Genomic DNA, 11,697 nt, shown 5'->3' on the forward strand with positions numbered 1-11,697 from the left:
TCGGGGGCTGAAGCAGGGGGCGTTGGAGCCGAGTTGCCGGTGATCGCGGACATCGCGGTGCGGTGTCGCGGCCTCGACTCCTGTCCCGGACTCCTCGGTCCGAGGATTCCGCAGGTCAGGGCCGATTGTCAGTGGGGACCCCTAGCGTCTCTCGCATGAATCAGCAGGGGGTGCGCTGGACGGCGGAACAGGTGCTGGCTCTGGCTCCTGATGCCTCGTCACGCAAGGCGGGAAGCAAGCTCGGTGCGGCCGGGCCGTGGTCCGATGCGGGCAGCAGCGGCTCGGGGGCCGTCTGGGGCCTGTGCAAGGGCAGCGGCAGCAGGCCGTACCAGACCATCGTGGACACAACGGGACCGGCGTACAAGTGCAGTTGTCCGAGCCGGAAGTTCCCGTGCAAGCACGCGCTCGGGCTGCTGCTGCTCTGGGCGGGCGACGACGAGACCGTCCGGGACTCCGAGGTGCCGGGCTGGGCCGACGAGTGGCTTGCGGGTCGCCGCAAGCGCACGGCGGAGAAGGAGGAGCGGGCTGCGGGCGAGGGGCCGTCCGCGAAGACCGCGGACCCGGAGGCGGCGCGGCGCAGGGCGGAGCGCCGGGCGGGCCGTATCACCGCGGGGGCGACGGAGCTGGAGCAGCGGCTTGCGGATCTCGTGCGCGGCGGTCTGGCCTCGGCGGAGCAGTCGGGATACGGCCTGTGGGAGGAGACAGCCGCCCGCATGGTCGACGCACAGGCTCCCGGACTGGCCGGACGCGTAAGGGAGCTGGGTGCCATACCGGGTTCCGGGCCCGGCTGGCCCGTGCGCCTGCTGGAGGAGAGCGCCCTTGTGCATCTCCTCGACCGTGCCTGGCTGGGCATCGAGCGGCTGCCGGAACCCTTGGCCGCGACCGTGCGGACGAGGGTCGGACTGACCGTGCCCGCCGAAGGGCCGGCGGTCAGGGACGACTGGCTGGTGCTCGCGCAGTACGACTCCGCCGACGCCAAGATCACCACACGGCGCATCTGGCTCTACGGGCGGGAGACCGGGCGGACGGCGCTGCTGCTCTCCTTCGGCGCGGCCGGCCGCGCACCGCAGCAGGCCCTGCCCGCGGGCCTGATGATCGACGCCGAACTGGTGCCGTACGCGGGCGCGGGGCAGCTGCGGGCCGACCTGGGCGAGCAGTTCGGCGCCCCCGTCCCGATCAAGGCGCCGCCACCGGGCGGATCCACGGGCGACGCGCTCGCCGCGTACGGGGCGGCCCTGCGCGAGGACCCATGGCTCGATTCCTGGCCGGTCACGCTGACCGGTGTCATACCGGTCCCGGCGGACGACGGATGGCAACTGGCCGACGCGGACGGGGGGTCCGCACTGCCGGTCGCCCCCACCGCACTGTCCCGGCCGGGGCTGTGGAAACTCGCCGCACTCTCCGGCGGCAGCCCGGTCACCGTCTTCGGCGAATGCGGTCACCGGGGCTTCACACCGCTGGCCGCCTGGTCCGACGAGACCCCCGAGACGGTCACCCTCACCTGAACGCACCACGGAGGACCGATGACCAGCACCACCCGCACGACCGTCTGGGAAGAGCTCGTGACCTCCGCTCTTCTCGGCACCGACCGGCGGACGCCGCCGGCTGACGTCCTGACGCCCGGCACAGAGGCGCCCGTCGCGCTGCTGGACGCGGCCGCGCTGCACACCGTGCGGCGGAGAGCCGGGCTACGGCCCGCGCCGGCCGGGCCGCGGCCGGAGCCCGCACCGCACGACGACCGCCGTGCCCTGCCCGAGCCCGCCCGGCGGAGACTCGCCCTGCTACTGGCCGACCGGGCCGCGCCCACGGGCGCGGGAGGCCGCCGCGGCACGGCGCCCGACCTCACGGAACTGCTGCCGCAGTGGCTCGCCGCGGCCAACGAGCACGGTTACCGCGCCCCGGCCTCGGCGCTGCCCGCCCTGCTCGACGCGGCCCGCGCCCGCACCGATCTGCGGCCCCTCGCCCTGCGCTTCGCAGGTCCGCGCGGCCTCTGGCTCGCCCGGCTCAACGCGGACTGGAAGTTCGCCCTGCGCGGCACCTGGGGGTCCTCCCGGACCGGAGGCTCCGAGGGAGGTTCCGCCCTGCCCGCACCGGAGGACACGGGGGCTGTCCGGCGGCTGTGGGAGGAGGGCCTGTTCGCCGAGCGGGTCGCCCTGCTCGCCTCCGTACGCGCTCACGATCCGGCTGCGGCGCTCGCACTGCTCACCGGCACCTGGCCGACCGAGCGCGCGGAGGACCGGCTGATGTTCCTGGACTCGCTGCGTACAGGGCTGTCCGACGCGGACGAGCCGTTCCTGGAGCAGGCGCTGTCCGACCGCAGCCGCAATGTCCGGACGACCGCGGCCGAGCTGCTGTCCGCGCTGCCGCGCTCCGCGCTCGCCGGCCGGATGGCCGCGCGGGCCGTCAGCTGCATCGGACCGGACCGCGCGGAGGGCACGGCGGGGATCGCGGTCGAGGCGCCGCACGAATGCGATCCGGCGATGCAGCGCGACGGGGTCGTCCCGACGCCGCCGTCCGGACGGGGCGAACGGTCCTGGTGGCTAGGGCAGTTGGTGGAGGCCGCGCCGCTGTCCACCTGGCCGGAGCGGCTCGGCGGGCGCACCCCCGAGGAGATCGTGGCCCTGCCCGTCGCCGACGACTGGGGCGACGAGCTGCACGCGGCGTGGTGCCGGGCGGCAGTGCGGCAGCGGGACCCGGAATGGGCCCGCGCCCTGCTCGGCGCCCCGTCCGCGCCGCCGTCGACCGGACCCGGGACGTCATCGCTGGCGGAGCGGGCGAAGCTGCTGGCGACACTGCCGGAAGAGGAGCGGGCGGAGTGGGTCGCCGCGTTCATATCCGCGCACGGTCTGTCGGAGGCGTTCCAGCTGCTCGGTGTCTGCGCGGTGCCCTGGGCCGAGCCGCTCGGCCGCGCGGTGGTCGACGCACTGGACATCGCGCGGGACGCGGGGAGCTACCCGTGGAGCTTCAGCGGCGTCATGGGCCTCGCCGAGCGCTGCCTCGACCCGGCGGAGGCGAGCCGCCTCGACCTCCTCACCGCCACCCCGGACGAACCGGAGGGCGGCTCCCCAGGCGCGGGCGGCTACTGGTCCGAGGCCTTCCAACGCCTCGTCTCGACGCTGCGGCTCCGCGCGACGATGCACTCGGAACTGCACCCGTAGCCGACGACAGGGGGTTCGTACGGGCGGCTCCCGTCCCACCGGCACAACACCCACACCAGTGGCAGCCGCGGGACGCGGACCCGCACCCACACCAGTGGCAGCCGCCCCAGGGATCGGTCAGGCGTCCGCCGCCTGGCGAACGTTCGCGTTCACCCAGTCCACGATCGACGCCGTCGTCGCGCCCGGGGTGAAGATCTCCGCGACGCCCTTCTCCTTCAGCGGGGCGATGTCCGCCTCCGGAATGATGCCGCCGCCGAAGACCTTGATGTCCTCCGCGTCGCGCTCCTTCAGCAGCTCGAGCACCTTCGCGAAGAGCGTGTTGTGCGCGCCGGAGAGGATGGAGAGGCCGATCGCGTCGGCGTCCTCCTGGATCGCGGTGTCCACGATCTGCTCGGGGGTCTGGTGCAGCCCGGTGTAGATGACCTCCATACCGGCATCCCGCAGCGCCCGAGCGATCACCTTCGCGCCGCGATCGTGGCCGTCGAGACCCGGCTTGGCCACCACCACGCGGATCGGACCGGTCACACCCATCACTGCCTCCACATACCGACTGCGCCGTCATTGGCACGGGTCCCCACGCCTGTACGGGCCGGGGAGGTGAACGAACGTTATCTCCAGCATCCCGCAACCTGCCGTTTCGCGGCGGATAGCGAGGGGGAAATCACACGTGGGACATATTCGCTGTGCGTCGTACCCGCATCGTGCACCACCCAGTCGCAGCCGGGGCGATCGCAAGGGGAGCCGCTACTCGGTCGCCGTACCACCGTGCCGCCAGCCGTGCGGCGCGGCGGTAGGGCCTGTCGGCAGCCCCATGAGGGCATACGGGGGACGGAGCCGTCGACCCGTGCGCCATTCGGGAGGTCGGCCATGGGTTTCGTGCCGCTCTTGCGGATACGGCTGTCGATCGCGCTGCTCCGGGCCACCGCCCTTGAGCTGGCGATCCTCGCCGGGCATCTGATCCTGTACCCATCGGGCATCTCCCATGAGCGCCAAGCCCCGCTGCCGCCGTCCGGCCCGGCATCACCGCCGTCCGGCCCGGCGTCATCGCCGTCATCAGCGCCTACGACCCTGCCGACCACCGGGGACCCGTCGCGTCCCCCCGCCGTCCTGCTGCACGGCTTCGTCGACAACCGCTCCGTCTTCCTCCTGCTGCGCCGCTCCCTCTCCCGGCACGGCTGGCACCACCTGGAGTCGCTCAACTACTCCCCGCTGACGTGCGACATACGGACGGCAGCCGAGCTGCTCGGCCGCCACATCGAGGAGATCTGCGAGCGCACCGGCCATCGTGAGGTCGACATCGTCGGGCACAGCCTCGGCGGCCTGATCGCCCGCTACTACGTCCAGCGGCTCGGCGGAGACCGCCGCGTGCGCACCCTCGTCACCCTCGGCACTCCCCATTCGGGCACCAGCGTCGCCCCGCTCGCGAGCGCGCACCCCATCGTGCGCCAGATGCGCCCAGGCTCCCCCGTGCTCGAAGAGCTGCGACAGCCCGCCCCAGGGTGCCGGACGCGGTTCGTCAGCTTCTGGAGCGATCTCGACCAGCTGATGGTGCCGCTCGAGACGGCCTGCCTGAAGCACCCCGATCTTCTCGTGCGGAACGTCCGTGTGAGCGGCATCGGCCATCTCGCGCTGCCCGTCCATCCCGCCGTCGCGGCAGGCGTCCGTGAGGCGCTCGAATCGTCCGACGCGGAGGCCGGGGCCTCGGGCGCCGTTTCGGTCGCCTGAAGTCGAACAACAGTCGAACGTAAGGCCAAAGCTGTGCCCGCAGTCCGCCGAAAGGCGGCCGAATGCCCGTTTCCCGTTCCTTCAAAACCTGCTGAAGATTGTCGGCGTCGCATACCGCCGGGTACAGTCGCGCCACTGCTTTGCCTCTGGGACCCCCGCCGTGGGGTGGCCCCCAGATCCTGGTCCTGCTGCCGAGGCGAGAGAGAAGTTGGTGAACGACCAGCACCCCAACGCCGGGTACGACGCGTACGCCACCGGCAGCTTCGACACCGACCCGCTCTTCGGCGCCCTGCCGGGCAGTTACGAAGCGGGACACAGCGGACACAGCGGGCAGTACGACGCGACGCAGTGGAACACGGGCTCCGCGACGGGTTACGAGACCTTCGACGCGCAGGCGCACCAGCAGGCATACCCGCAGCAGTACGACACCACCCACTACGACGCCACGGGCCAGTGGGACGCCAACGCCTGGAACCAGGCAGGACAGTTCGCGACAGGGCAGTACGAAACGGCCGCGGCCACCTTCGCGTACGACACGACCGGCCAATGGCCGGCGGCCGGGTACGGCACGGCATCGGCGTACGAAACGGGCGCGTATGACGCCACCGCCTGGAACTCCGGCGCGGAGGTCCCGGCGGAAGCCACGGCCGTATATCCGCAGTACGCCGACACCCAGCAGTACGCCGACGTCCAGCAGTACGCCGAGCACATCGGGTACGCGGAGCAGCACCTCGATCACACGGAGCACGCAGAGCACACAGAGCCTGCGGAGTACGCCGAGTATCCGGTGCACGACGGCCACCAGGACCTCACCGAGGCCGTCATCCCTGAACAGTTCTCCCCCGCGGACGAGTTCGACGTCGACACCGCGGCCGCGACCGGTTCGGACTACGAGTCCGAAGCCGACCACGCCGCCGACTACGGCTACGAGTCCGAGGGCGACCATGCCGACTACGAAGCCGACTACGACGCCGACACCGAGCTTGACGCCGACGCCGACACCGCCACCGCGCCCGCCGTCGTCCTCTCCCCCGCCGCCGTACCGGTCCGCCCCGTACGCCGGGCCGGCGGCAGCCGCGGACGTCGCCGTACCCCCGCCAAGCGCTCCGCGCTCCTCACCGTCGCCGTACCCTCCGTCTGCGTGATGGGCGTCGCCGGTGTCGCCGCCGCCTCGGTCGGTGGGCTCACCGGCGGCGAGACGAAGGACGCCGACACCGCGGTCACGGCAGCCGATCCGTCATCCGTGAAACCCGTCGCCGCGAACAACAAGCTGGACACCCAGCTGGCGGCGCTCAGCGCAGACGCCCGCGACTTCGGTGACCGCGCCAGCCGCACGCAGGAGCGCATCGACCTCAAGGAGCGCCAGGAGGCCGAGCGCAAGAAGCGCGAGGCGGAGGCCGCCCGGCGCGAGGCACTGCGACCCAAGTTCGCCCTGCCGGTCGCTCAGCACGGGCTGAGTGCGTACTACGGCCAGGCGGGCGTCAACTGGATGTCCATGCACACCGGTATCGACTTCCCCGTCTCGTACGGGACGCCGGTGATGGCTGCGACGGACGGCACCGTGCGCACCCAGTGGAACAGCGCGTACGGGAACATGGCGATCGTGACCGCCGCCGACGGCACGGAGACCTGGTACTGCCACCTCAGCAGCACCAAGATCCGCTCGGGATCGGTCAAGGCCGGCGAGGTCATTGCGTACTCGGGAAACTCGGGCAACTCCACCGGCCCGCACCTGCACTTCGAGGTCCGGCCGGGCGGCGGGTCCGCGATCGACCCGCTGTCGTGGCTGCGCAGCCACGGCCTCAGCCCGACCTAGGCCTGTCCGAGCCGCACCGCGGTCCGAGTTCCGGCTCCGGCTCCGGCTCCGGCTCCGGCTCCGGCCAGCGCACCTGCCCCTGGCCCCGGGGCGGAAGCCGAGCCCCCGCCCCCGAACCGCTTCTTAGAGCTTTTCGACCGGTGCGTACCGCAGAAGCAGCCGCTTCGGCTTGGTGTCACCGAAGTCGATCGTCGCCTGTGCGTCCGCACCCGAGCCGGTCACCGCCATCACGGTCCCCAGTCCGAACTGGTCGTGCGTGACCCGGTCCCCGATCGCCAGCGCGATCACCGGCTTGTCCGTCGTACGCCGCGTGGCGAAGCCCGAAGGGCCGGAGCGCGACCGGGACGACGAGAGCGAAGACGTGATCCCGGACGTCGGGCCGGCGGGCGCCGCCATGGGGCCGGTGCGCTTCCACTGCAGATGCGCGTCCGGGATCTCCTCCAGGAACCGCGACGGCGGGTTGTACGCGGGCTGGCCCCAGGCGCTCCGCATCGACGACCGCGTCAGATAGAGCCGCTCGCGGGCGCGTGTGATGCCCACGTACGCGAGGCGGCGCTCCTCCTCCAGCTCCTTCGTCTGGCCGAGCGCGCGCATGTGCGGGAAGACGCCGTCCTCCATGCCGGTGAGGAACACGACCGGGAACTCCAGGCCCTTCGCCGTGTGCAGCGTCATCAGCGTGATGACACCGGTGCCTTCCTCGTCCTCGTCGGGGATCTGGTCGGAGTCGGCGACGAGCGCGACCTGCTCCAGGAACTCGGCCAGCGTGCCCGCAGCCGCCCCTTCCCGCCCGCCGGGCTCCGCGCGCTCCTGCTCGAATTCGAGGGCGACCGCCGCCAGCTCCTGCAGGTTCTCGATACGGGTCTCGTCCTGCGGGTCGGTCGAGGCCTGCAACTCGGCCAGGTAACCGGTCCGTTCGAGGACGGCCTCCAGAACCGTCGCCGGGCCGGCGCCCGATTCGACGATCGTCCCGAGCTCCTCCATCAGTACGTTGAAGCGCTTGACGGCATTGGCGGAGCGGGCCGCCATGCCGTACGCCTCGTCGACGCGGCGCAGCGCCTGCGGGAAGGTGATCTTCTCCCTGAGCGCCAGGGAGTCGATCATCGCCTCCGCCCGGTCGCCGATGCCGCGCTTGGGCACATTCAGGATCCGGCGCAGCGGGACGTTGTCCTCCGGGTTGGCCAGCACCCGCAGGTACGCCAGCACGTCCCGGACCTCCTTGCGCTCGTAGAAGCGCACGCCGCCGACGACCTTGTAGGGCAGGCCGACGCGGATGAAGATCTCTTCGAAGACACGGGACTGCGCGTTCGTCCGGTAGAAGACCGCTACATCGCCGGCCTTGGCACTGCCCGCGTCCGTCAGCCGGTCGATCTCGTCGGCGACGAACTGGGCCTCGTCGTGCTCGGTGTCGGCGACATAGCCGGTGATCTGCGCGCCCGCGCCCGCATTCGTCCACAGGTTCTTGGGGCGGCGGCTCTCGTTGCGCTCGATGACGGCGTTGGCCGCGGAGAGAATCGTCTGGGTCGAGCGGTAGTTCTGCTCGAGCAGGATCGTCGTCGCGTCCGGGTAGTCCTCCTCGAACTGGAGGATGTTACGGATCGTGGCACCGCGGAAGGCGTAGATCGACTGGTCGGCGTCGCCCACGACGCACAGCTCGGCCGGCTCCAGGTCCTCGTACCCCGTCCCGACCAGCTCGCGGACCAGCGTGTACTGGGCGTGGTTGGTGTCCTGGTACTCGTCGACGAGGACATGGCGGAACCGGCGCCGGTAGTGCTCGGCGACGTCCGGGAACGCCTGGAGCAGATGGACGGTGGTCATGATGATGTCGTCGAAGTCCAGCGCGTTGGCCTCGCGCAGCCGCGCCTGGTACATCCGGTAGGCCTCGGCCAGCGTCTTCTCGAAACCGTCGGCGGCCTGGTCGGCGAAGGTCTCCTCGTCGATCAGCTCGTTCTTCAGGTTCGAGATCTTGGCGCTGAAGGACTTCGGCGGGTAGCGCTTCGGGTCGAGGTCCAGATCACGGCAGACCAGGGCCATCAGCCGCTTGGAGTCGGCGGCGTCGTAGATCGAGAACGACGACGTGAAGCCGAGCTTCTTGCTCTCGCGGCGCAGGATGCGGACGCAGGCGCTGTGGAAGGTGGAGACCCACATGGCGTTGGCGCGCGGGCCGACGAGGTGCTCCACGCGCTCCTTCATCTCGCCCGCGGCCTTGTTCGTGAACGTGATCGCCAGTATCTGGCCGGGGTGCACATGGCGGGTCGCCAGCAGATGGGCGATCCGGTGGGTCAGCACCCGGGTCTTGCCCGAGCCGGCACCGGCGACGATGAGCAGCGGCGAGCCCTGGTGCACGACGGCGGCACGCTGCTGCTCGTTCAGCCCCTCGAGCAGCGCGGCCGGGTCCACGGCGGGGCGCGGCGCCCCGTCCCGGTAGTACGCGTCGCGGGCCGGAGGCGCGTCGAAAGCGCCCTCGAAGAGGTCGTGCGGGACCTCCTCGTGGGGCGGGTGCTCGTCGTGCTCGTCGGGCTCGGGCGGCGGGTGCTCCTCCGGGGCCGAGGTGCGCTGGAGGTCCGCCAGGAAGCTGTCATCAAAGAGGCTGCTCATCGCTCTATGAGTCTAGGCCGCCCCACTGACAGCCCGCCGCCGCCTTCACCACACTCACCGTGCCGGAGCGGAACGCCTCTTCTTGCCCGAGCGCAACGCCTCTCGCTGCCCGAGCAGAAGCAGGGACCGTGCCCGAGCAGCAGCACGCACCGTGCCGGAGCGCACACAGGAACCGATCACATACTGTCACGTCTCGGCCACGACACGCCAAGGTCACGGAAATGTATCGGGCATATCGAACATCGTCCTTCACAGCAGCACCACAGTTTGGCTAGCCTGCTCGCCCAGGCGGCCCGTACTGCCAACGGCGACCTACGCCAATCGGGCAGCCTGCGCCGAATCCGGCCTCCCGCAGGGGAGTTCGGAACCGGGGACCCACCAGACATGTACAACTGGGGTGAATCGGGCCGCACTCCACTCGGCCCGTAGGACAGCCTTCCGTTCCGTCCGAACCCGACAGCTAACCCGGTAGGCGGTCCACGGAAGGAGATGCCGGCCTTGGCGTCGCATCGCAAGCCGCGCAGCCGCACTCGTACGAATTCATCCGCCGTCGGGTTCACGACGGCCGCCCTCGCGGGCGTGACGCTGCTCTCGACCCAGAACGCGACAGCCGAACCGAAGCCGAGCATCGAAGAGGTCCAGAAGAAGGTCGACGACCTGTACCGGCAGGCGGGCTCCGCGACCCAGGACTACAACCGGGCGCAGGAGGCCACCGAGAAGCAGCGCCGCGCGGTGGACACGATCCTCGACGACGTCGCCAAGCGCACGGACTCCCTCAACGAGTCCCGCCGGGCCCTCGGTTCGTACGCGGCCGCCCAGTACCGTACGGGTGCGGTGGCCCCGACCGCCGCGCTGCTTTTCGCCGACAGCCCGCAGGCGTACTTCGACCAGACGCAGCTGATGGACCGGCTGACCGACCAGCAGCGCAGCGCCATCGCCGACTTCGAGACCCAGCAGGCCGCGGCGGCGAAGCAGCGCGCGCGGGCGACCAAGAGCCTGGAGTCGCTGACCGCTTCGCAGCAGACGCTGCGTGAGAGCAAGCAGACCGTCCAGAAGAAGCTCGCCGAGGCGCGGGCGCTGCTGTCCGAGCTGACCGCCGAGGAGAAGGCGCGGCTCGAGGCGCTGGAGCGGCAGCGGGAGGAAGAGGCCCGCCGCAAGGCCGAGGCACAGGCCAAGGCGGAAGCCGAGGCGGAGGCGGAGCGGCTGCGCCAGGAGCGCGCGCAGCAGGAGCAGGCGCAGAACCAGGACACGGGTACCGGCACGGACACGGGTACCGGCACGGGCACGGGCACGGGTACCGGCACCGCCCCCGACTCGTACGCGGCCAAGGCCGAGAAGGTCCTCTCCTTCGCCCGCGCCCAGATCGGCAAGCCGTACGTCTGGGGCGCGACCGGCCCCAGTTCGTACGACTGCTCCGGGCTCACCCAGGCCGCCTGGAAGGCGGCCGGCGTCGATCTGCCCCGGACCACCTGGGACCAGGTGGAGGTCGGACAGCGGGTGGCGACGAACGATCTCCTCCCGGGTGATCTGGTCTTCTTCTACGACGACATCAGCCACGTCGGCATCTACATCGGCGACGGCATGATGATCCACGCCCCGAAGCCGGGCACGAACGTCCGCGAGGAGTCGATCTACTACATGCCGATCTACGGGAGCGTCCGCCCCGCCTAGAGGGCGTGCCGAGCAGACTTGCGGAAGCCGGGCTTGCGGAAGCCCGGCTTGCGGAAGCCCGGCTTGCGGAAGTCGCGCTTACGGAAGTAGCGCCGGTGGAAGCCGCCGCCCGGTGCGGGACTCACGCCGCAACCGGCCATTGGCCAAGGGGAGTTGCGGCATGAGCGGCTCGGGCTCGGCCGACCGGCGCGGACCCCGGAACCCCCGGGTCGCCCGGAATCCCCCGGGCCCCCGGGCCCCCGGGCGCATCACGTCCACAGCGTCGCAATGAAGATGTTCGCCAGCGTCAGCGCGCCCACCGTCGCGAACACCCCCTTGTCCACCTTCTCCTCGTCCCGCTTGACGTAGACCAGCGCGAGGATCACCACGAGCAACGCGAGCTTGATGCCGATCTTGAGGTTGTTCACCGGCTGGTCGTCCGCCTGATTCAGCCCCACCAGCACCACGCCCGTGACCAGCATGGTCAGCGCACCGTGCAGCATCGCGGGCGTGAAGCGCGCCGTCCCCTCGCCCATCGCCTTCATCTGGGTCAGGAAGCCGCCGAGCAGCGCCGCGATACCGATGATGTGCAGGGCTACGAAGACATTGATGAGTACGTCCATGGCACCGGAGCCTAGCCGTACGGTCCGAAAGTGACCCCGGCCGGTCCATCTCCCACCAATACCGGTCAGGACGCCGCCGTGTCGTCACCCGGAGGTTTAGCGTCCTGCCCCAGGCGGCCGACTCCTCACC

The 11,697-nt window shown here is 71.1% G+C and carries 9 protein-coding genes and 1 riboswitch; of the genes, 5 read left to right on the forward strand and 4 right to left on the reverse strand.

The features are described from left to right. Positions 1-155: 155 nt before the first annotated feature. The gene (locus ACZ6ZQ_RS28075; protein WP_469771291.1) at positions 156-1,505 is read left to right on the forward strand and encodes an SWIM zinc finger family protein; all 1,350 of its coding nucleotides are present in this window, start codon (positions 156-158) and stop codon (positions 1,503-1,505) included. A gap of 18 nt (positions 1,506-1,523) precedes the next feature. Further along, positions 1,524-3,158 (forward strand): DUF5691 domain-containing protein, encoded by a 1,635-nt coding sequence (locus ACZ6ZQ_RS28080; protein WP_469771292.1) that lies wholly within the window; start codon positions 1,524-1,526, stop codon positions 3,156-3,158. A gap of 117 nt (positions 3,159-3,275) precedes the next feature. Here ACZ6ZQ_RS28080 and ACZ6ZQ_RS28085 read toward each other — a convergent pair whose 3' ends face one another. Next, positions 3,276-3,689, reverse strand: coding sequence for a cobalamin B12-binding domain-containing protein (locus ACZ6ZQ_RS28085; RefSeq protein ID WP_453658408.1), 414 nt, complete (start codon positions 3,687-3,689; stop codon positions 3,276-3,278). Between the two features lie 336 nt (positions 3,690-4,025). Here ACZ6ZQ_RS28085 and ACZ6ZQ_RS28090 point away from each other — a divergent pair, with 336 nt between their 5' ends. After that, complete coding sequence (locus ACZ6ZQ_RS28090; RefSeq protein ID WP_469771293.1) at positions 4,026-4,883, forward strand: lipase family alpha/beta hydrolase; 858 nt, start codon at positions 4,026-4,028, stop codon at positions 4,881-4,883. Between the two features lie 211 nt (positions 4,884-5,094). Next, positions 5,095-6,699 carry a M23 family metallopeptidase gene (locus tag ACZ6ZQ_RS28095; protein ID WP_469771294.1) on the forward strand — a complete coding sequence of 535 codons (1,605 nt, stop codon included), beginning with the start codon at positions 5,095-5,097 and terminating at the stop codon, positions 6,697-6,699. Positions 6,700-6,822: 123 nt separating this feature from the next. Here ACZ6ZQ_RS28095 and pcrA read toward each other — a convergent pair whose 3' ends face one another. Continuing rightward, positions 6,823-9,294 (reverse strand): DNA helicase PcrA, encoded by a 2,472-nt coding sequence (gene pcrA, locus ACZ6ZQ_RS28100; protein ID WP_469771295.1) that lies wholly within the window; start codon positions 9,292-9,294, stop codon positions 6,823-6,825. A 323-nt stretch (positions 9,295-9,617) separates the two neighbouring features. Continuing rightward, a riboswitch (cyclic di-AMP (ydaO/yuaA leader) is annotated at positions 9,618-9,785 on the forward strand. Between pcrA and ACZ6ZQ_RS28105 the strand changes: the two genes are divergently transcribed. Continuing rightward, positions 9,784-10,965 (forward strand): C40 family peptidase, encoded by a 1,182-nt coding sequence (locus ACZ6ZQ_RS28105; protein ID WP_469771296.1) that lies wholly within the window; start codon positions 9,784-9,786, stop codon positions 10,963-10,965. It overlaps the preceding riboswitch by 2 nt. Here the strand turns inward: ACZ6ZQ_RS28105 and ACZ6ZQ_RS28110 are convergent. Then, positions 10,962-11,090, reverse strand: coding sequence for a hypothetical protein (locus ACZ6ZQ_RS28110; RefSeq protein ID WP_469771297.1), 129 nt, complete (start codon positions 11,088-11,090; stop codon positions 10,962-10,964). The two genes, ACZ6ZQ_RS28105 and ACZ6ZQ_RS28110, sit on opposite strands and share 4 nt — an antisense overlap. 123 nt (positions 11,091-11,213) lie before the next feature. Continuing rightward, a complete protein-coding gene (locus ACZ6ZQ_RS28115) occupies positions 11,214-11,567 on the reverse strand; it encodes a hypothetical protein (RefSeq protein ID WP_469771298.1) in 354 nt (117 codons plus the stop codon). Positions 11,568-11,697: the final 130 nt, after the last annotated feature.

Source organism: Streptomyces sp. NPDC053673, from assembly GCF_055585225.1.